The organism is Tenacibaculum gallaicum, from assembly GCF_003387615.1.
In the GTDB taxonomy this organism is placed as follows: domain Bacteria; phylum Bacteroidota; class Bacteroidia; order Flavobacteriales; family Flavobacteriaceae; genus Polaribacter; species Polaribacter gallaicus.
The window spans coordinates 24,506-45,820 of sequence record NZ_QUNS01000014.1 but is presented as its reverse complement, the minus strand read 5'-3'; the positions used below and the strand labels follow the sequence as shown (position 1 = coordinate 45,820).

The 21,315-nt window shown below is 32.4% G+C and carries 17 protein-coding genes and 1 riboswitch; of the genes, 5 read left to right on the top strand and 12 right to left on the bottom strand.

Features of this window, described 5'->3' with window-relative positions:
• Window positions 1–239 precede the first annotated feature (239 nt).
• The 4 genes from metF to C7448_RS15530 form a co-directional block, all read right to left on the bottom strand.
• A complete protein-coding gene (gene metF, locus C7448_RS15545; protein ID WP_115902329.1) occupies window positions 240–1,196 on the bottom strand; it encodes a methylenetetrahydrofolate reductase [NAD(P)H] in 957 nt (318 codons plus the stop codon).
• Between the two features lie 237 nt (window positions 1,197–1,433).
• On the bottom strand, window positions 1,434–4,109 hold the full coding sequence (gene metH / locus C7448_RS15540) for a methionine synthase (protein WP_115902328.1): 2,676 nt from the start codon (window positions 4,107–4,109) through the stop codon (window positions 1,434–1,436).
• Window positions 4,110–4,112: 3 nt separating this feature from the next.
• Window positions 4,113–5,129, bottom strand: a complete 1,017-nt coding sequence (locus tag C7448_RS15535) for a homocysteine S-methyltransferase family protein (RefSeq protein ID WP_115902327.1) — start codon at window positions 5,127–5,129, stop codon at window positions 4,113–4,115.
• A gap of 50 nt (window positions 5,130–5,179) precedes the next feature.
• Window positions 5,180–5,284, bottom strand: a riboswitch (SAM riboswitch).
• A 238-nt stretch (window positions 5,285–5,522) separates the two neighbouring features.
• Window positions 5,523–6,026, bottom strand: coding sequence for an ecotin (locus C7448_RS15530; protein WP_115902326.1), 504 nt, complete (start codon window positions 6,024–6,026; stop codon window positions 5,523–5,525).
• A 453-nt stretch (window positions 6,027–6,479) separates the two neighbouring features.
• Here C7448_RS15530 and rsgA point away from each other — a divergent pair, with 453 nt between their 5' ends.
• The 5 genes from rsgA to C7448_RS15505 all read left to right on the top strand — a co-directional run bounded on the left by rsgA (window position 6,480) and on the right by C7448_RS15505 (window position 13,808).
• A complete protein-coding gene (rsgA, locus tag C7448_RS15525) occupies window positions 6,480–7,547 on the top strand; it encodes a ribosome small subunit-dependent GTPase A (RefSeq protein ID WP_115902325.1) in 1,068 nt (355 codons plus the stop codon).
• 588 nt (window positions 7,548–8,135) lie between these two features.
• Window positions 8,136–8,768: an NAD(P)H-dependent oxidoreductase gene (locus C7448_RS15520; RefSeq protein ID WP_115902324.1), complete on the top strand. Its 633-nt coding sequence runs from the start codon at window positions 8,136–8,138 to the stop codon at window positions 8,766–8,768.
• Window positions 8,769–8,963: 195 nt separating this feature from the next.
• Window positions 8,964–9,980, top strand: a complete 1,017-nt coding sequence (locus C7448_RS15515) for a ComEC/Rec2 family competence protein (protein WP_115902323.1) — start codon at window positions 8,964–8,966, stop codon at window positions 9,978–9,980.
• Window positions 9,964–12,351: an RNA-directed DNA polymerase gene (locus C7448_RS15510; protein ID WP_170137063.1), complete on the top strand. Its 2,388-nt coding sequence runs from the start codon at window positions 9,964–9,966 to the stop codon at window positions 12,349–12,351. The genes C7448_RS15515 and C7448_RS15510 overlap by 17 nt, the downstream gene beginning before the upstream one ends.
• Window positions 12,348–13,808 carry a DNA polymerase gene (locus tag C7448_RS15505; RefSeq protein WP_115902321.1) on the top strand — a complete coding sequence of 487 codons (1,461 nt, stop codon included), beginning with the start codon at window positions 12,348–12,350 and terminating at the stop codon, window positions 13,806–13,808. The genes C7448_RS15510 and C7448_RS15505 overlap by 4 nt, the downstream gene beginning before the upstream one ends.
• 190 nt (window positions 13,809–13,998) lie before the next feature.
• Here C7448_RS15505 and cysM read toward each other — a convergent pair whose 3' ends face one another.
• The 8 genes from cysM to C7448_RS15465 form a co-directional block, all read right to left on the bottom strand.
• Window positions 13,999–14,886: a cysteine synthase CysM gene (gene cysM / locus C7448_RS15500; protein ID WP_115902333.1), complete on the bottom strand. Its 888-nt coding sequence runs from the start codon at window positions 14,884–14,886 to the stop codon at window positions 13,999–14,001.
• 19 nt (window positions 14,887–14,905) lie between these two features.
• Complete coding sequence (gene epsC / locus C7448_RS15495) at window positions 14,906–15,649, bottom strand: serine O-acetyltransferase EpsC (protein ID WP_115902320.1); 744 nt, start codon at window positions 15,647–15,649, stop codon at window positions 14,906–14,908.
• Between the two features lie 23 nt (window positions 15,650–15,672).
• Window positions 15,673–16,008, bottom strand: a complete 336-nt coding sequence (locus tag C7448_RS15490; RefSeq protein ID WP_115902319.1) for a 2Fe-2S iron-sulfur cluster-binding protein — start codon at window positions 16,006–16,008, stop codon at window positions 15,673–15,675.
• Window positions 16,009–16,142: 134 nt separating this feature from the next.
• Window positions 16,143–17,198, bottom strand: coding sequence for an NAD(P)/FAD-dependent oxidoreductase (locus C7448_RS15485; protein ID WP_115902318.1), 1,056 nt, complete (start codon window positions 17,196–17,198; stop codon window positions 16,143–16,145).
• Window positions 17,199–17,205: 7 nt separating this feature from the next.
• Entirely contained in the window at window positions 17,206–17,784 is a 579-nt protein-coding gene (locus C7448_RS15480) for a precorrin-2 dehydrogenase/sirohydrochlorin ferrochelatase family protein (protein ID WP_115902317.1), read from the bottom strand.
• A gap of 40 nt (window positions 17,785–17,824) precedes the next feature.
• Entirely contained in the window at window positions 17,825–18,415 is a 591-nt protein-coding gene (locus C7448_RS15475; protein WP_115902316.1) for an HPP family protein, read from the bottom strand.
• 13 nt (window positions 18,416–18,428) lie between these two features.
• On the bottom strand, window positions 18,429–19,196 hold the full coding sequence (gene cobA, locus C7448_RS15470) for a uroporphyrinogen-III C-methyltransferase (RefSeq protein ID WP_115902315.1): 768 nt from the start codon (window positions 19,194–19,196) through the stop codon (window positions 18,429–18,431).
• A gap of 14 nt (window positions 19,197–19,210) precedes the next feature.
• Entirely contained in the window at window positions 19,211–21,313 is a 2,103-nt protein-coding gene (locus C7448_RS15465; protein ID WP_115902314.1) for a HEPN domain-containing protein, read from the bottom strand.
• Window positions 21,314–21,315 lie beyond the last annotated feature (2 nt).

The following is a 21,315-nucleotide window of genomic DNA, read 5'->3' as shown; positions in this document are numbered from 1 at the left end:
ATTTCTGTAAATAGCTTCGAACTAGAGTTAAATCATCTGTATTTATACGCATAACAAAATATAAGATTTTGTCAACGAATTAGTTAACCTTTACAATTCCGAACGAGGTACGAGGAGGAATCTCTTTGAGGTAAGTTACTCGTTTAATGAGATTTCTCACACTCCGTTTCACTCGGTTCGAAATGACGGTTAGTAACCAACTACCTCGAGGAGTTAAACCATTGGATATCGCCCTACTACTAAAAAACTGCCTTAGCTATTTGTTGAATATTGGTTGATCTTCCCATTGAGTAATAATGTAAAATAGGCACTCCTTTTTGTTGTAATTCCTTACTTTGAGCTATGCACCACTCCACTCCTACTTGTCGTACTTCTGCATTACTTTTACAATTCACAACCTCTTTTACCAAAACATCTGGTAAATCCACCTTAAATCGGTATGGGATTAAATTCAATTGTTTTTTGGTCGAAATAGGCTTTAACCCAGGAATAATAGGAACCGTAATACCTTCTTCTCTGCATTTTTCTACAAACTCAAAGTATTTTTCGTTATCGAAAAACATTTGAGTTACTACATAGTTTGCTCCGTTTTTGATTTTCTTCTTTAAGAAATGAATGTCAGAATCTAAACTTGGTGCTTCCATGTGCTTTTCAGGATATCCTGCTACCCCAATACAAAAATCGGTTTTTGATGAGTTTTGCAAATCATCATCTAAATACCTTCCTTTATTTAGGTTTTCTATCTGCGTAACTAGCTCACTAGCATACCCGTGTCCTTCTTTTTCTGGTTTAAAATAGGTTTCGCTTTTTACAGCATCACCTCGCAATGCAACTACGTTATCAATTCCTAAAAAGTCGAGGTCAATTAAAAAGTTTTCGGTGTCTTCTTTGGTGAATCCTCCACATAAAATATGCGGAATGGCATCTACTTGATATTTATTTTGAATCGCCGCACAAATACCTACCGTACCTGGACGTTTTTTTACCACTTGTTTTTTTAAGAGTCCGTCCCCTAACTCTTTATACACGTATTCTTCACGATGGTAGGTTACGTCTATAAATGGTGGGTTAAACTCCATTAACGGATCAATATTTTTAAATATTGACTCTATTGTATCTCCCTTTAATGGTGGAAGTATTTCAAACGAAAATAGTGATGTTCCGTTCGCTTTTTCTAAGTGTTCTGTTACCTTCATAAGTATGGCTTATAAAGGCGTATTTAATTACACCAATGAGGCTACAAATAACGATACCGCTGCCATTACCAGTAATTGTATTGCAAACCGAATCTCTAAATTATACTTTTTCATTTGTTTAATTTTATTGATTTTTTATAGGGCAATATTACTATTGTTTTGTAGCTTTTAGTTTACCTAACTTAAAACTTATTGTTAATTAAATACGCTCTTCTGTTTGTTTATTTTAAATTATTCTTAATTGTCTGAAATATTAGAATGCAACCATTTTCTGGCTTTCTCTAAGGCTATGTTTTTTCTTTCTGCGTAATCTCTTACTTGGTCGTCTGTTATTTTTCCTAAACCAAAATACTTAGCTTCTTCGTTAGCAAAGTAATATCCCGAAACTGCTGCTGCTGGCCACATAGCTAAACTTTCGGTTAAGGTTACTCCTATATTCTTTTCTACCTGTAAAAGCTCCCAAATGGTCTCTTTCTCCAAATGGTCTGGACATGCAGGGTAACCAGGTGCTGGACGAATTCCTTTGTAATCTTCTTTTATTAATTCATTATTAGTTAAATTTTCTTCGGAAGCGTAGCCCCAATGTTTGGTTCTAACTCTGTGGTGTAAATATTCAGCTAAAGCTTCAGCAAAACGGTCGGCAATGGCTTGTGCCATAATAGCATTGTAATCATCGTGATTTTCTTTGTATCGTAATGCCAATTCATCAGCTCCAAAAATGGCGGTACAAAAAGCTCCCACATAATCCTTTTTCTCTGTTTCTTTAGGCGCAATAAAATCTGCCAATGCAAAACTTGGTTTTCCTTCACGCTTTTTTAACTGCTGGCGTAAAGTTCTAAACACAACTACTTCCTTTCCTTTCTTTTGTACAGAAATATCATCATCGTTAATTGTATTCGCTTCAAACAAACCAAAAATAGCTTTGGGTTTTAAGGCTTGTTTTTCTATAATTTGTTGCAACATTTCTTGTGCATCTTTATATAAACTAGTTGCCTCTACTCCTACTATTTCATCTTCTAAAATATCTGGATATTTTCCGTGTAAATCCCATGAACGAAAAAACGGACTCCAATCAAAATACGGTACTAAATCTTTTAAACTTACCTGTTCTAACTTTTGTACACCTAATTCTTTAGGCTTGGTAATATTAGTTGTTTCCCAATCTATTTTGAATTTTCGCTCTCTTGCTTCTGCAATAGGTATGTAATGCTTTTGTTTTCCTCGTTTTAAAAACTTATCACGAAATTCTTCATAATCTTTCTTCAACTTGGCAACATATTCATTGGAGGTTTCTTTGTTTAATAAATCTCCAACTACAGTTACCGCTCTTGACGCATCGTTTACGTGTACTACTGCATTTTTATACTGCGTATCAATCTTTACAGCTGTATGTGCTTTTGAAGTTGTTGCTCCACCAATTAATAATGGAATTTCCAAGTTTTGACGCTCCATTTCTTTTGCTAAATACACCATTTCATCTAACGAAGGTGTTATCAATCCGCTTAAACCAATAGCGTCTACTTTTTCGTTTTTAGCAGTTTCAATGATTTTCTCTGGCGGAACCATTACTCCTAAATCTACTATTTCGTAGTTATTACACCCTAAAACAACAGATACTATATTTTTACCAATATCGTGTACATCTCCTTTTACGGTTGCCATGAGTATTTTTCCTATAGCTTGCTGTTCTTCGCTTTTGTCGGCTTCTATATACGGGTTTAAATAGGCTACTGCTTTCTTCATCACTCTAGCAGATTTTACTACCTGTGGTAAAAACATTTTTCCTTCTCCAAACAAATCTCCAACTACGTTCATTCCTGTCATTAAATGTCCTTCAATAACGTGTAATGGTTTTGTAACGCTTAAACGAGCTTCTTCTGCATCTTCTTCAATAAAAGTATCTATTCCTTTTACTAACGAATGTGTAATACGTTCTTGTAACGGTAAACTCCTCCATTCTAAAACCTGCTCGTTGCTTTCTTTTTTAGTTCCTTTTACTGTTTCAGCAAATTCTAATAAGCGTTCAGTTGCATCGTCTCTCCTATCCAAAACAACATCTTCAATATGTTCTAATAAATCCTTCGGAATATCGTCGTACACCTCCAACATTGCGGGATTTACAATTCCTATATTCATACCTGCTTTGATAGCATAGTATAAAAACACCGAGTGCATGGCTTCACGAACCACATTATTACCTCTAAAAGAAAACGATACATTACTTACGCCACCACTTACACTTACATGGGGTAAATTTTCACGTACCCATCGGGTAGCTTCAATAAAATCTAACGCATTTTTTCGATGTTCTTCCATTCCTGTAGCTACAGGAAAGATGTTTAAATCGAAAATAATATCTTCTGGCGGAAAGTGGACGATGTCCACTAATATATTGTAGGAACGCTCTGCTATTTCAATTCTTCGTTTGTAAGTATCTGCTTGCCCAACTTCATCAAAAGCCATGATAATTACTGCGGCTCCGTATCGTTTAATTTGCGTAGCTTCCCAAATAAACTTTTCTTCTCCTTCTTTTAAAGAAATAGAGTTTACGACCGATTTTCCTTGTACTACCTGTAATCCAGCTTCAATAATTTCCCATTTAGAACTGTCAATCATAATAGGAACTCTCGCAATATCTGGTTCGGATGCAATTAGATTTAAAAAGCGCACCATGGCTTCTTTTCCTTCAATTAAACCATCATCGAAATTAATATCAATAATTTGCGCCCCACCATCTACTTGATGACGGGCAATTGCCAAGGCTTCATCAAACTTTTCTTCTTTTATCAATCGGAGAAATTTACGTGATCCTGCTACATTGGTTCGCTCACCTACATTGATAAAATTACTTTCGGGTGTAACAATTAACGGTTCTAAACCAGATAACTTCATATGTCGTCTTTCTTCACTCATCTACTAACTATTTTGTGTTACTGAAATAAACTCAGCGTGACGCGGTTTGTACTTCGCTGCTATTGCTGCTATTGCTGAAATATGTTTTGGTGTGGTACCACAACACCCTCCTATAATATTGATTAGATTCTTCTTTAGGTATTCTTCTATTTGTTCTGCGGTTTCTTCTGGAGTTTCATCGTATTCTCCAAAGGCATTGGGCAATCCTGCATTAGGATGTGCCGAAATAGCAAATTCTGTTTTAGAAGCGATTGCCTCTAGGTGAGGTTGTAATAAGTTAGCTCCTAAAGCACAATTAAATCCTACGGATAGTAACGGAATGTGTGATATTGAGATTAAAAAAGCTTCTGCTGTTTGCCCTGACAACGTTCTTCCTGAAGCATCAGTAATGGTTCCAGAAATCATGATAGGAATTTCTATATTTCGTTCCGCTTTTACTTCTTCTATCGCAAACAAAGCTGCTTTTGCATTTAAGGTATCAAATACGGTTTCTACTAACAAAATATCAGACCCTCCATCTATCAATGCTTCTACTTGTTGTTTATACGCAATACGTAACTCGTCAAAGGTTACAGCTCTGTATCCTGGATCATTTACATCAGGCGACATACTTGCTGTTCTATTTGTTGGCCCTATTGAGCCTGCTACAAATCGTGGTTTGTGGGGTTCTTTAGCTGTAAATTCGTCAGCTGCTTCTTTAGCTATTCTCGCTGATTCATAATTTAACTCGTATACCAAATCTTCCATTTGATAGTCTGCCATGGCAATGGTAGTTCCTGAAAAAGTATTGGTTTCTACAATGTCTGCCCCTGCAGCAAAATATTTTCTGTGTACTTCTTTTACAGCTTCGGGTTGCGTAATGGATAACAAGTCGTTGTTTCCTTGTAACGGAGTTGGATAATCTTTAAAGCGATCTCCACGAAAATCTTCTTCAGTAAACTTATATTCCTGAAGCATGGTTCCCATAGCACCATCGAGTACGAGAATTCGTTTTTGTATTTCTTGATAAATGTTTGACATTCCTGATATTTAGTGTAATGTTATCAGGAAAAGAGGAAGTAAAATTCTTTTCGTTATCTCCCTGCGAATGCAGTAGAATGTAGCACCTTCTTTGTTTGCACAAAGGGTTGCTAAGGTTTCAAAGGGTCTATTCCCTCCACCTTTCTTGATAACATCAATACGTTAATGAACGAGGCAAAGTTATATCTTTATTTTTAGTTACCAAAATTAAATCGCTAAAAGAAAATGAATGCTTTTGCTACTAAGCAACAAAATAATTTTGTTTTTAAGTAAGAAGGTTAAACAAATAAGCTCTTTTGTTATTTTTAAGGTCTAAGCTAGATTTATACCTTCTTTTTTTTAACACAATTAAAAAAGCGCTGGAATTAAATCACAGCGCTTTTAAGTTTACTTTTATTTCTGTTTTACCTCACTAGCACGATATACATCATCTTCTGCCTTGAATATCTTAAATTGAACATCATAACCTTCTGGTACATAAATTACAATTGGTAATTTCCCGTTGTATCTTACTGTTGTTGGTTGACTGGTAACAAACTTTCTGACTGTACTACTTTCAAAACAAGCCTTTCTAGTAGATATAACTCCACCATCGGTCGTAAAATTATAATACGAATACCCCCATCCTTTAAGATCCTTTTTTTCTATACTTCCTACAAGACCGTGTTTATTACAAGTATCTACTTCCATCCATTTTCCAATAACAAATTCTATTTTTTTGTTACTATCATTAGCTGAATGCGGAACTTCAATAATCATTTGTTTATACCCTTTCTCTGGTTTAGGATATATTGATACATCCGTTTTTATTAAAGACGTCTGTCCTACAGCCATAGCAGTAATAGTTAGGAATGCGATTAAAAATAGTTTAGTGAATTGATTTGAAATTGTTCTCATTATAAAATAATTTTTCTAGACCTTTTCAATATGTATGCCAAAAGTTAACCTAACGAATATTTCTGTATTCGTAATTAAAACATATGTTATTCCAACTAAGGCATAAAGCACTATAATACAATCGTTTTTAACAACTTATACTAAAACTACTAAATATTTAAAAGTTCTTAAAACAATAGTATAAAGCATTTTTTTTGCAAACTTCAAAAAGATATTTTTTATAACTTAGCCCTCTAAATATAATTTTATGTCTATTACATCTATATCGTATTCGGATATTGTAAAATAGATAGTCCATTTTCTTAAGACTATCACCACTATTTACTTCAGATACTCATCTGAAGCATTCCTTTTTATTACCATTTTACATATAAACACATTAATTGTGAGCGCTTATATTCATTTCATTTATGAATAGCATAAGTGTTTGCTCTATTTTAAAATACTTAACAAATGAAACTACAAGATTTCGGATATAACGATAATATAGAAAAACTAAAGATTGAACATAACCTAGAAGGCTTTGAAATTGGAAGAATTATTTCAGAGCATAAGGAACGATATACTGTTACAACAGAAAAAGGGGAATTTGATGCAGAAATTACAGGAAACTTAAGATATACTGCTAATACTCGTGAAGATTTTCCTGCTGTGGGAGATTGGGTTGCATTAGTAGTATATGATTCATATAGTTCAATAATTCACAAGGTACTCCCTCGAAATTCAATTATTTCAAGAAAGGCAGTTGGCCAGTTTGGAGATTTACAAATAATTGCTACAAATATAGATTACGCCTTTATTATGCTGGCGGTTGATAGAGATTTTAGCACCAATCGAATTGAAAGGTATCTTACAATTTGTAATACTTCAAACATTCAACCATTTATTATTCTTACTAAAATTGATTTAATAAATGAAGTATTGTTGAATGAATTGATAGCTACCTTAAAAAAGAGGGTTAACAAGGTACCTATAATTGCAATTAGCAATACCTCTAAACAAGGTTATGAAAAGTTGAAAGAGGTTATAGTAAGAGAAAAAACATATTGTCTTTTAGGTTCCTCTGGTGTTGGTAAATCAACCCTTGTTAACACACTTGCAAACAAAGAATTGATGGATACTAAAAATGTTAGTAGTTTTTCTAAAAGAGGTCAACATTCTACTACACATCGAGAACTCATACTTCTTGATAACGGCGGCATTTTAATTGACAATCCAGGAATAAGAGAAGTTGGAATAACTGATACATCGCATGGTTTAGAAAAAACATTCGAAATAATTTTTGAATATTCTAAGCATTGTAAATTCAAAGATTGTTCACATACTATAGAGATTGGATGTGCGGTTATTGAAGCTGTTGAAGTTGAAGAAATCGATAAATCTTCTTATAAAAACTATTTAAAGATGGAAAAAGAAAAAGAGCATTTTGAAGCTACTGCTGCTGAAAAAAGGAAAAAAGAGAAAGATTTTGGAAAAATGGTCAAACATTTTAAAAAAATAAAAAGATCTAGTAAATACTAAACAAAACTAGACGTATAGATAACAGCGGTTTGAATTTTAATTCAAGCCGCTTTTTTTATGTAGTAAAAGATTTGTAATTAAAAAAGTAGTTAAACTATTAATTGTTTACTTACACGTTGGTTTTTACTTTTTTAATAGAAAATTGTTTGTTTGTATTCAAAACCTAATTTATTTGTTTTTGGGAAAGCTTAGCGTAGCGCGCTGACGGTTTCGTTGTGTTGAGGAAAGCTCAGCGTAGCGCGCTGATGGTTTCGTTGCCTTGAGGAAAGTTCAGCGAAGCTCGCTGATGGTTCCGTTGCATTGAGGAAAGACCAGCGAAGCTCGATGACGGTTTCGTTGCGTTGAGGAAAGACCAGCGAAGCTCGCTGATGGTTCCGTTGCGTTGAGAAAAGGCCAGCGAAGTTCGCTGACGGTTCCGTTGCGTTGAGGAAAGACCAGCGAAGTTCGCTGATGGTTCCGTTTACTTAGATTTTCACCCCTAACTCCTTTGGGAAAGAAAAAATACGTTAAAAATTGTGGAATCAACATATGTAAAGGCGTTGTAGCTACTCCACTTCTACTTTTGTCATATTCTTAAACAATTATAGTATGACTTTAATAGACAACCTTGAGTGGCGATACGCTACTAAAAAATTTGATGCTTCTAAAAAAGTTTCAACGCAGCATATAGAGCTCTTAAAAAGAGCGATTCAATTAGCTCCTTCTTCCTATGGTCTTCAATTGTATACCGTTTTGATTATAGAAGACAGTGCGATAAAAGAACAATTAAAAACTGTTTCTTACGGACAAAGCCAAATTACTGATGCTTCTCATTTATTTGTGTTTTGTAATTATTCAAAGGTTACCAATGACCATATAGATGCTTATTTTTCTTTAAAATCTGAAATAGAACAAGTAGACGTTTCAAACTTTAAAGGATATGCTGATTTTATTAAGTCTGACGTTACGAATAGAACTTTGATTGAAAAGAACAAGTGGACTTCTAACCAAGCTTACCTTGCTTTGGGGAATTTACTAAATGCTTGCTCTGAACTTAAAATAGATGCTTGTCCTATGGAGGGTTTTGATGCCGAAGCTTATAACAAAATATTAGACTTGGATAAATTAGGGTTAAATGCTACTGTGGTTGCTCCTGTTGGTTATCGCTCTGACGAAGATCATTCTCAAAATGCAAACAAAGTAAGAAAACCTATAGAGAATCTTTTTATAGAGTATAAGTAATTACCATACATGAAATATCATAATATAACCGTACATTTTTTGTACGGTTTTTTATTTTGTTTTATATTGGCTAGTGATTACTAAAAAAAGAATAAAATTGCTAAAAACTTCTGCTTATCCTACTATAAAAGAAAAGTAACAGTAATTTTATTCTGCATATAAACTAGTAATTCCCAATTATATTGAAAATAACATATGAAAATAAAATTCTTAAAAGCAGGGACTGGAGACTGTATAATTATTAATCATAACTCTAAAAATATTCTTATTGATGGAGGTAATGAAAGTACCTATTTAATCTCTGAATACTATGAAATAAAATCAAGAAATGAGAGAATTGATTTTCTAATTGTTACACATCATGATGACGATCACATCAAGGGGGTTATAGATTTATTCAAGGAAATTGAAACTAGAAATGAAGAACCATACATTGACAATGTAGTTTTTAACTCTCCTAGAAAAATATTAAACAGAATTGAAAGAATAGTAAAATCAAACTCACTTTCCTATAAACAAGCTCATGAACTTGAACAGTATTTAATACATCACCCCAATATAAATTGGGAAACTTCTTTAAATACAAAAGATTTAGAAAATAAAATTAATGAAGTATTTAATGTACAAAATTTATCTTTTAATATATTTTCACCTAGTAAAAATACATTAGAAAAGTATGCCTCAAATAAAGGAGTTTATCTAAGCAGCGATTATAGATGTGATTGGGATTCTTCATTATCTACTTTAATCAAATCTATTGATGACAAAAGTCAAGACACATCATCAAGTAATACAACCAGCATCGTTTTATCACTTAATTATAAAGACAATAAATATCTTTTTACTGGAGATATTACACCAATTCGTTTTAATGAAATTATAGATGATTTAAGAGGTCAAAATGAAAGCGTTCGATTTGCACTAATAAAATTACCACATCATGCAAGCTACAGAAGTCTTAATTCAAAGATTTTGCAAAAACTAGATTGCACAAATTTTGTCATTTCTACAAATAGCAGGAAACATTATTTACCTAACAAAAGAGCTATTTTAAAAATAATTAATAACAGGAAATCGAATGAAACAATCAATTTTTTATTCAATTATGGGGAAGTTGTTGGAAATTTAAAAATATCAAAAGCAGATGAGAAAAAGTACAACTTTAGTTTAGTTTCTAACAATAAAAATTATGGTTATGCCTTTGATATCTGAAACACTAAAGTCTTGTTCTGTTAAAATAAAATCAATAGTGGCAGGTGTTCCTTCTATTGGATCAGGAGTAATATATCAAACACCAAATAAATGTCATTACAACTATATTTTAACTGCAAAACATCTTTTATCTGAGGATTCTCATACGGGATTTGAGTTTAATAAACTGCAAAGCATAGAAATCAGTTATTATTCAGATAAATTTGAAAGATTAAGCTTTTTAAAAAACAATAGCTTAAATGAAAATAATATTATAATTTTTGAAAAAGAAGATTTAGCAATCTTAAAAATTCAAAAAATAGAAGGTTTTAATTTTCCTTCTATACTGGTATCAGATGAGTTAGAAAATGATGAAATCACATTTTCTTGTTGGTCTGTTTTTAAGGCAAATGAAGATGCTTTAAGTCTTTTTAAATTTAATAGAAATGATCCTTCTGAGAAAAAAATTAATCTAGAAAACAATATAACAAAAGAGTATCTTAATGGTTTATCAGGAAGTGGTGTTTTTATTCATAATAAAAATATACTTTTAGGAGTAATATCCAAATACCCAAATGAGAATTTTGAAAACTCAACTATAGAATGTTCTAGAATATCTTTTGCCAGTATCAATTCTAAATTACATGAATTAGGACTTATTCAACTTGATACAAAAGAAAGTCGTTTAAAGCGAGAAATAGGAGGTAAAATAGTTGAGTTATATCAAGCACAAATCAACAATTCATACTTGGATTTAAATACTGCAATTCATAGGACAAGAACAGATATGAATGATGATTGGTTTTATGATTCTTTGCAATATATTGATCTTTTAAATTCAGATTACCTATACGCAGAATTAAGAGAATATTTTTATCAAAATTCTTATGAAGCATCTAAAGCCGAAAAATTTTACATTCCAAAAAATAATTTTACATTAAGAGAAGCCTATATTATACCCTTAATAGATCGAATTATATATATGGCCATTGTTGGTGAGCTAGGAGAATTAATTGATGATTCTTTGATTCCTAATGTTTTTTCAGCACGATACAATAGAGTAGCACAAAATAGTTTAATTATTAATGGTGTAGAGCAATGGCTGAAGCTGAAATATAAAATTTCTCAAGAAGTAAATGAAATTGATAATAATCAATTCAAATTTAATTGCATCCTCCAAGTTGACATCTTAAATTACTATGATAATATTGATAAAAAATTACTTATTGAAAAGTTAAAAAGAATTGCTTCAAACAACAATCATTTAAATACAATTCATCTACTTGAGAAGTTCTTATTTAGCTATTCTAAAAAAAGTACCGGGCTACCACAGAATAATGATGCTTCAGCTTTACTTTCTTCTTTCTACTTGAACCAAGTTGATGTTTTTGTAAATAATCATACACAATCATATTATAGATTTGCAGATGATATTAAAATACTATGCAAAGACAAATATGAAGCTCGTAAATTTTTAGTGTTATTAGAAAAGGAACTGAAAAGATGTCAATTATCTGTAAACTCACAGAAAACTAAAATTGTTGAAATAGTAGATTCATATAAAGAAAAAAGTGAACTTATTATAACTAGAAAAGAAATTTCATCTATTTTCAATCCACAAATTGAATTAATAAAAGTCTTATCAAAATCATCGAACTATCAGTATAGAAATGAAGCTTTTCACTCGGCAATTGATCTTTTAAGTAAAAACATAAATATTGATGGTAATGAAAATGATAATCAAGCTCGAAACTTGATTTTTGCGTTAAGAATAATTGAGCATTTAGGTAAATCAAAAATTCATTTTCAAACATATCAGAATGAATTATTTAAATCATTATCAAAAGCGGTTAAAGTTCTGAAAGATAAACCTTGGATTACCCCGCAAATATGCAAAATACTATCATTAATCGAATTTGACCAGTTCTCAACCTTTTTTGGGTTGGAGTTAAAAAAGCTAGTTCTTGATGAAGATTTTAATCTGTATCCTTATCAACAGTTCCAGATATGGTTGTTATTTACCAAACAAAAATTTAAATGCAATGACTTAATAATGGATGCAAGTCAAAAAATAGAAATTAATGACTCTACTCAAAAAGCCACAACAGCTGCGCAAATTTTATATTTAAGTACAGTAGATAAACATTTCAAAAGAATTCTTTTAAGAAAATTAGAGGAAAATTTTACTACTGGTTATTTTCAAAATAGAGCAGCCTTAATAGCTTTAAGGTCGTTTAATCTTATAGAACCTAAAAAAGAAGTAATTCATCTCGCTTTATCAAACTCATTTGCCTTCACATCAAAATTTGGTTATAAAGACTTAGTTTTTTATCATGAAATAGAACTAAATCCTGAAGACCAAGATTTAATAGAAGAACTATTCTCAATATGAAAGAATTAATTATTTGCTTTACAGAAAATAGATGGTATTCACTAGATATATCAAATAACGATTTTGTTGAAGATTATAATATATCAAATAGAAATAAGTATTATACATTTCAAGTCTCTGATTTGATTAGAGAAATTAAAACAAAAAGAAACAAAAAAATTCCTGAGATTATTAATATAGAATCTCTTGATAAACAATTTTCTCAAAAAGGTAAAGATTTATTAGATTTTAAAAAATGGCATATTTTAAAATCATTGAGAAGAGAGAACATAATTAAATCAAATTATAAAATAACTGATTTAAATGAGTTTCTTTTAAAAATAAAAGAATTCATTGACAAACTAAAGGAAGCACCTTGCAACGAGTGGGATAGGTTCAATGATATTGAGCTTGATATTAATAAAATTATTCATAAAACCTCATTTGATGGAATAAAAATTGATAGAGATATTTTAGATGAAAAATGTGTTAATTTACATAGAAACATATACAATATTAAAAATGAATTACAGTTTTCTCATAACATATTTCAACCTGAGAATTTTGATACTCAAGCTAGCTATTTAAAAAATAAGAATTATAGGATTTTAGAATCAGTTGAAAAGACAGTTAGTTTACTTCGTAAATCTGATGGTATTTGTAAACAGTTCAATAGGTTGAACAAACTCAATAGAGACTTGAAAACATTGATGATTCTTAAATCAAGATTAGGAGGCAACAATTACGTTAATCCTTATTTTGTTGGATTTGGGACAGTAACATCAAGAATAATTATAAAAGAACCATCTCTTCAAAATTTAAAAAAGGAAAATCGAAATATAATTATACCAAATGAAGGTAAAGAACTATTTTATGTTGACTATAGTCAATTCGAAGCCAGCATATTAGCACATTTATCTTCGGACAATAAACTCTTAAAGTTAATAAGTGTAGATGATATATATTCGGATATTGTCGCTAAAATATACAATATAGAAGTGACTAAAAGTAGTAGAAAGGAAGCTAAGATACTTTTTTATCGCTTTTTATATGGAGACACATTTGAAAATAACCTAAAATTTAAAGAGCAAGTCAAAAATTATTTCATGAAATTTTCTGAATTATCTAAATTCAAAGAAAACTTAATAAAAGAGTCAATAGAAAATGGTTATGTAAAAACTGAAAATGGTAATATTAGAAAACTTGATATCAATAATGATAATGTATGGATTTTAAGCCATTTTATACAATCAAAAGCTTCTTATATTTTTAAAAAAGCCATTATTGGAGTTTTTAAAAAAGTAAAAGATGCTAGATTACTGATACCTTTACATGATGGAGCTCTATACGAAATTGACATAGAAGATTCTGAAAATATCAAAGACCAAATAAAGAATATATTTAGTTTAACTCTTAAAAATGAATGTAATTCATTAACTAATATTAAGGTAAAAGAAGAAAAGTTTTATAAAAACTAGATATAACAATATGTACAAATAGTAGAGGTCTAATTGATAAAACTTATAAATACAAAATAAAGGTTAGTGAGTAAAAATTCGCTACTACTCATACTCAAGCCCCTTAACAAACAAATCAAAAAATAAAAATAATTTGTCCATATTCCCGCCTAAGCGGGAATTTCTGTATTATTAAATAAATAAAGACAATCTATTGAAACAAATCCGAAGATAAATAGCGATCGCCTCTGTCACAAATCACCGCTACAATTACCCCTTTTTCAATCGTTTTTGCTATTTCTAAGGCTGCATGCACCGCTCCTCCACTACTCATTCCTGCAAAAACTCCTTCTTCTTGCGCTAGCTTTCTCGTCATGTTTTTAGCATCGTTTTCGTCTAGCTCTATCACTTGATCCACCTTACTTTTGTTAAAAAATTTTGGTTGGTATTCTGGCGACCACTTACGAATTCCTGGGATTCTAGCGCCATCTTTAGGTTGTGCTCCTACAATTTGTACTTCAGGGTTTTGTTCTTTTAAATAAGTAGAAACTCCCATAATGGTTCCTGTAGTTCCCATCGCTGAAACAAAATGAGTTATTGTTCCTTCGGTATCGTTCCAAATTTCTGGACCTGTAGTTTTATAGTGTGCTTTCCAATTATCAGTATTTTCAAACTGGTTGAGCATAAAATAGCCTTTTTTATAGCGTAATTCCATCGCTACATCTCTAGAACCTTCAATTCCTTTTTCTGCATCTGTTAAAATAACCTCAGCTCCGTAAGCACGCATGGTTTTTACACGTTCTTCAGTAGAGTTTTCAGGCATCACCAATACCATATTTACCCCTAAAATTTTTGCCATGAGTGCTAATGCAATTCCTGTGTTTCCACTAGTTGCTTCTACTAAATAATCTCCTTGACGGATATTTTTTCTTTTAATAGCTTCAGCAATCATGTTAAATGCTGCTCTATCTTTTACACTTCCGCCTGGGTTATTTCCCTCTAGCTTTAATAATAGTTTTACGCCTTCTTTTTGAAGTATGTTAGATACTTCTATTAGTGGCGTATTTCCTATACTATCTATAATTGTTTTAGTTTTCATGGTTAATTTGGTACCTACATCATTTAACATAGGATTTTCTAGTGGTTATTTTATTTTCTGACTCATAGGTTACAATAGATCCTTCGGGTACAGAGGTGGTTACGCAAACATTAGCACCAATTACACTATCGCTACCTATCACTACATCTCCTCCTAAAATAGTTGCGTTGGCATAAATGGTTACATTCTTTTCAATAGTTGGATGCCTTTTTATGGAGGCTAATTCTTTTTTAACTTGAATTCCTCCTAAGGTAACTCCCTGATATATTTTTACGTTATTTTCTATAACAGTCGTCTCTCCAATAACAATTCCTGTTGCATGATCTATAAAAAACGAATCGCCAATGACTGCTCCTGGGTGAATATCTGTTCCTGTTACCCCGTGTGCATATTCGCTCATCATTCTTGGTAAAATCGGAATTTCCATTTTATACAATTCATGACTCAATCGATATACAGCAATGGCATGAAACCCTGGATAGGCTAAATATACTTCTCCTAAGCTTTTACAGGCTGGATCGGTTTGTTCAAATGCCTTGGCATCTAAATCTAACTTTTCTCGTATTTCGCAAAAGGTTTGTTGGTATACAGCCCATGCTTCCAAAGCATTATTAATAGCCAACCCATTTAGTATTTTTACAAATTTTTCTTTTAAATGGTTTGCTTTTTCTTGGCATACATCATTAAACAATGCGTAAAATAATTGTTTTGTAAAGTTTTCTACATCATCTTTTAATGATAAATCGTATTGTTTGAATTGCATTTACTAATTTTTTATAAAAATAACTAACTTTCGGGAGCTAACTCAACCTCCAACCCTTCTAATTTAGAAGTCATTTGAATTTGACATCCTAATCGGCTATTTTCTTCTACATGAAAGGCTTCTGCTAGCATTGCATCTTCATCGTCATTTATTTCAGGCAATTCATGATTTGACTTTACATAACATTGACAAGATGCACACATTGCCATTCCTCCACAGATTCCAATAGTTCCTTCCGGAGCTAATTCGTATGATCGAACAACTTCCATTAAGTTCATTGCCATATCTGTCGGAGCAACTACCTCATGCATTACACCTTCACGGTCTGTTATTTTTATATTGATGTCTTGATTATCCATTTATAACAATTTCTTATAGGAATCAGTAGTTAGGAAGGCTTTTCAGTTTAGTTGGTGAAGGAGTTTTTACTTAAAACTTGTAATTACAACAAACTTATACGCTTAACTCCTAACTACTTTCATCCTAATCCCCATTATTGAATTGCTTTTACTACTGCTTTTGGTGCTTCTTTTCTTGTACCGTCAAAACCGTCTACACCGCCAACAGTCGTATACTTCATCACGTACTTTTTATCTGGATGGATGCGTTTGTATGCACTTTGACACATGAGTGTTGCTTCATGGAATCCACATAAAATTAATTTCAATTTTCCTGGATAGGTATTTACATCTCCAATAGCATAGATACCTTCTACATTCGTTTGATAATCCAATGCATTGTTTACTTTAATAGCATTCTTCTCAATTTCTAATCCCCAATTTGCAATTGGTCCTAATTTAGGCGCTAATCCAAATAATGGGATAAAATGGTCGGTATCTATCATATAAGGTTCTTTCCCTTTTTCTTCTACCACAACACCTGTTACATGGTTTTCACCTAATACTGCTTTTACCTCAGCAGGTGTTATTAAATTAATCTTCCCTAAATTCTTTAACTCTTGAACTTTTTCTACAGAATCTAATGCTCCTCTAAACTCATTTCTTCTATGAATTAAGGTTACCGATTTTGCTACATTACTTAAGAAAATAGACCAATCTAGGGCAGAATCTCCTCCTCCAGCAATTACCACATCTTTATCGCGATAGAGTTCTGGCTCTTTAATCATATACTCTACTCCTTTATCTTCAAAGTCAGCGATATTTGGAATCGGTGGTTTACGAGGTTCAAAACTTCCTAAGCCTCCTGCTATAGCTACTACAGGTGCTTGATGTTTTGTTCCTTTATTAGTGGTTACGATATATGTTCCGTCATCTTGTTTTTCAATAGTATCAGCACGTTCACCCAACGTAAATCCTGGTTCAAATTGCTTTATTTGTTCTAGTAAGTTCTTAGTTAAGTCTCCTGCTAAAATCTCTGGGTATGCCGGGATATCATAAATTGGTTTCTTCGGATAAATTTCTGAACACTGCCCTCCTGGTTGTGGTAAGGCATCAATTAAATGACAACGTAGTTTTAATAATCCTGCTTCAAAAACGGTAAATAGTCCTGTAGGACCTGCTCCTATAATTAATATATCTGTTTGTATCATTTGTACTCTATTTCACTAAACTCTCAGTTAGCTTATTTAATGTTTCTACTTTTTGTTCAAAGTTTCCTTTGATGGTTTTTCTGTAACTATTTAAGTTTTGTACTAATTGATTAATGTCTTCAGGAATAACTTCCTCAAAAAACTGACGTAACCTCTTAGCCGTTGTTGGTGATTTACCGTTGGTTGAAATAGCTACTTTTACATTTCCTTTGGTTACAATTCCTCCCATGTAAAAATCACAATACGGTGGATTATCTGCTACATTCACCAACTTATTTTGACTTCTACAGTCTTTATATACTTGTATATTTACTTCTGGAACATCTGTTGTTGCAATCACTAAATGTTTTCCTTGTAAATAGGTATCATTATAGCTATCTGTTATCATATTCACCTTACCTTGTTTAGCTACTTTAACAGTTTCTTCTTTAAAAAATGGAGCGACCATAGTTACGGTAGCATCTGGACTCGATTTTAGTAAAAATCGTAGTTTTTCCTCTGCAACAAATCCACCTCCAACAATTAACACCTCTAACTCTTTTGTTTTTAAGAAGATTGGGTACAGGTTATTTCTTTCTTCCTTCATTAATATTCTTTTTAAACTTATTTAATATTGTTGCCTGCTTTTAATAGTTTTCTGTTTTCCTTTTAAAAAGTCTTGTATATTTTCTATTGGTAGGATAACACCTACTTTTTGTCATATTATTAAATAACAGAGCTACTACAAAAAGAATTAAAGTTCCTGTTAATACAGGAGATAGGACATACATATATCCTAATGATTTAATTTTTTCAGTCCCAATAACTGCTATTAATGCTGTAGCTCCTCCTGGTGGATGAAGTGTTTTTGTATACTGCATTGCTATAATAGAAAATGAAACAGCTAATGGTGCTGATATCCATACAACACTAGGTACTAAATTGTATATAGTTACTCCTATTATAGCAGATAGTACATGACCTCCTATTAAATTTCTTGGTTGTGCTAAAGGGCTTTGAATTGCTCCATATATTAAAACACAAGATGCTCCAAAAGAACCTATTAAAAAAATATTTTCGATATCTGGTAAATAGAATGATTGGATAAAAGCAATTATACCTATACCAAAAAAAGCACCTATAAATGACCAAAAGCTTTCTTTAAAATCAAGTAACGTTTCTTTATAAAGAATATATTTTGTTATACGAATACTTCTTTGAATTCTTTGTTTTACCATTACTAAAACTTCTTTATACCACCTCTTTTAAAACAGCTTCTTGTTGTACTTGTAGCAATTGCTGTCTGTGATTTACTACGTCTCCTAACACAATAATAGCAGGGTTACTCAAGTTATTTTTAGCGACTACTTCTTCGATTGTATCTACAGTACCTATTCCTATTTTTTCTTCAGGAGTTGTTCCATTTTGAATAATCGCTACGGGTAATTCGTTCTTTCCTGCTTCTTTAAAAAGATGAATAATTTCTGAGAGTTTTCCCATGCCCATTAATATAACAACCGTTGCACTCGATTTTGCTGCTAAAGCAACATCGTTTGATAATTGGTGCTGTTTTGTAGTTCCTGTAATTACCCAAAAACTTTCTGAGCTTCCTCTTTTTGTCAACGGAATGTTCTGATATGCTGGTACTGCTAATGAAGATGAAATACCTGGTACTACAGCAACTTCTAATCCGTGTTTAGCTGCGTATTCCATTTCTTCTGATCCTCTACCAAAAATAAAAGGATCACCTCCTTTTAAACGTACTACGTGTCCGTGAGAAAATCCTCTTGCGACAATCAACTCATTAATCTGTTCTTGTTGATATCGATAACATCCTCTACGTTTTCCTACAAAGATTACTTCTGCATTCGGATTCACATATCCTAACAGGTCATTATTTACCAATGCATCGTACAATACCACATCGGCTTGTTCTAATGCTTTGATTGCTTTTAAGGTGATTAAATCAGCATCTCCTGGTCCTGCACCTACTACGGTTAATTTTGGTTGATTTTTCATTGGACTCTCCTTTTTTAACTTTCTACGGCTACTTTTCGGTAAGCATCTACCTTTTTGTAAAACGATGTCGCTTCTTCTAAATACTTTTTTGCAAAAGCTTCCGTAGGTTCATTTTCATTGATTTGATAAATCAACTCGGCAAATGAACTTGGTAATTCTATTTTATTTGTTGCTACAAAAACTTCATCAAAATTGGTGATGATTCCCGCTTGTGTATTGGTTTTTGCTCCTTCTGATGTTAATAATGCTTTAGCTGTGTTTACCATAGCAGCATAGGCATGGTAAATACTATCAGACCATTGTTGACTCTTCAAAGCTTGTGCTGCATTTTCTAACTTTTCTTCACTTTCAAATAGTAAAGTTGCTACCAAATCAATTACAACTCCTGCACATTCACCCACTCCTATGGCTTTTACATAGTTTTTATCGTGTCCCCAATCAATAAAATCATCTTCTTTTAAATTGGTAGTATCTGATAATTCTTTTAAAAGATCATAGAAATACGTTTTTCCCTGTCTATCGTAATAGCTTAAAAAGTCTTCATCTTCTTGTTTATGTTGTTCAAAATCGTTTAACAATATTCGTAAAGACTCTGGTCCTCTTTTACTTGGAATTTTCACTAATTTATCAGAGAAACGTCCGCTTCCATCTCCTAAAACTCCACCGCCAACTAATACTTGTAAGGCAGGTGCTAGCAACTTTCCTACTTTTATTGACATTCCTTGAAAACCAATGTGTGCCATGTTGTGTTGTCCACAAGCATTCATACATCCACTAATTTTAATCGCAATGTCTTTATTATTTACATACTGCGGATATTCAGCTTTTAACACACGTTCTAGTTCAGCTGCGATTCCTGTACTACTTGATATCCCTAAATTACAGGTATCGGTTCCTGGACATGCTGTGATGTCATTTAAACTGTTATATCCTACTTCTGCAAAGCCTAACTTTTGTAATTCACTGTAGAAAAACGGTAAAAACTCTTCTCTTACGTGACGAATCAAAATATTTTGACGTAGCGTAAAACGCAATTCATTCGATCCATATTTCTTGATTAAATCTGCTAACAAACGTGCTTTATCGGTATAAAAATCTCCTAAATGCACTTTAATCCCTATCGCATATAGTCTATCTTGCTTTTGCTTGAAAACATTGGTTACTTTCCAGTTTTTATACGCTTCTTCATTTTCTATCACTACAGATGGAGCTTCGTTGGTTTCAAAAACAATATCTTGTTCAAAATCGGTAGTATCTATCGGATAGGTTTTATACGCCAATGCGTTTCTTTCAGTGGCTACTAACTCTAAGAAAGCATCTACTCCTAAATCTTTTACTAAGAATTTTAAGCGGGCTTTGGCTCTTTTTGCACGTTCTCCGTAACGATCAAATACACGTAAAACACCTTCAATAGTAGGAATTAATAATTCAGCTTCTAAAAATTCATAAATCAAATCTGCATGACGTGGTTGTGAACCCAATCCACCTGCTAATAATACTTTAAATCCTTTTACCTCTTTATCTTCTACTGTTTTTGTTTTAGCGATAAATCCTAAATCGTGGATAAAACTCAATGCGGTATCTTCTTCTGTTGCAGAAAAAGACATTTTGAATTTCCTTCCCATTTCTTGACAGATTGGATTACGCAAGAAAAATTGAAAGGTTGCATGTGCATACGGCGATACATCAAACGGTTCTTTTGGGTCGATTCCTGCCGTTTCTGAAGCCGTAACATTACGTACCGCATTACCACAGGCTTCACGCAACGTAATATCGTCTTTTTCTAACTGTGCCCATAACTCAGGCGTTCTGTCTAAACTTACGTGGTGAATTTGAATATCTTGACGTGTAGTAATGTGTAAACGACCACGTGAATACTCATCAGAAACATCTGCTATTCTATATAACTGTTCGCTCGTAACTTTACCATACGGTAATTTGATACGAATCATTTGTACCCCAAACTGACGTTGCCCATATATTCCTCTGGCTAAACGTAAGCTTCTAAAACGTTCTTCATCTATTTTCCCTTCGTTAAACAAGCGTATTTTGCGCTCTAACTCTAGGATATCTTTTTCTACTAAAGGGTTTTCTATTTCTGATCTAAAACTTTGCATCT

Coding starts and splice junctions, on each gene's coding strand:
- metF (WP_115902329.1), bottom strand. CDS start 1,196: ATGAAGGTAACAGAACACTTAGAAAAAGCGAACGGAACATCACTATTT.
- metH (WP_115902328.1), bottom strand. CDS start 4,109: ATGAGTGAAGAAAGACGACATATGAAGTTATCTGGTTTAGAACCGTTA.
- C7448_RS15535 (WP_115902327.1), bottom strand. CDS start 5,129: ATGTCAAACATTTATCAAGAAATACAAAAACGAATTCTCGTACTCGAT.
- C7448_RS15530 (WP_115902326.1), bottom strand. CDS start 6,026: ATGAGAACAATTTCAAATCAATTCACTAAACTATTTTTAATCGCATTC.
- rsgA (WP_115902325.1), top strand. CDS start 6,480: ATGAAACTACAAGATTTCGGATATAACGATAATATAGAAAAACTAAAG.
- C7448_RS15520 (WP_115902324.1), top strand. CDS start 8,136: ATGACTTTAATAGACAACCTTGAGTGGCGATACGCTACTAAAAAATTT.
- C7448_RS15515 (WP_115902323.1), top strand. CDS start 8,964: ATGAAAATAAAATTCTTAAAAGCAGGGACTGGAGACTGTATAATTATT.
- C7448_RS15510 (WP_170137063.1), top strand. CDS start 9,964: ATGCCTTTGATATCTGAAACACTAAAGTCTTGTTCTGTTAAAATAAAA.
- C7448_RS15505 (WP_115902321.1), top strand. CDS start 12,348: ATGAAAGAATTAATTATTTGCTTTACAGAAAATAGATGGTATTCACTA.
- cysM (WP_115902333.1), bottom strand. CDS start 14,886: ATGAAAACTAAAACAATTATAGATAGTATAGGAAATACGCCACTAATA.
- epsC (WP_115902320.1), bottom strand. CDS start 15,649: ATGCAATTCAAACAATACGATTTATCATTAAAAGATGATGTAGAAAAC.
- C7448_RS15490 (WP_115902319.1), bottom strand. CDS start 16,008: ATGGATAATCAAGACATCAATATAAAAATAACAGACCGTGAAGGTGTA.
- C7448_RS15485 (WP_115902318.1), bottom strand. CDS start 17,198: ATGATACAAACAGATATATTAATTATAGGAGCAGGTCCTACAGGACTA.
- C7448_RS15480 (WP_115902317.1), bottom strand. CDS start 17,784: ATGAAGGAAGAAAGAAATAACCTGTACCCAATCTTCTTAAAAACAAAA.
- C7448_RS15475 (WP_115902316.1), bottom strand. CDS start 18,415: ATGGTAAAACAAAGAATTCAAAGAAGTATTCGTATAACAAAATATATT.
- cobA (WP_115902315.1), bottom strand. CDS start 19,196: ATGAAAAATCAACCAAAATTAACCGTAGTAGGTGCAGGACCAGGAGAT.
- C7448_RS15465 (WP_115902314.1), bottom strand. CDS start 21,313: ATGCAAAGTTTTAGATCAGAAATAGAAAACCCTTTAGTAGAAAAAGAT.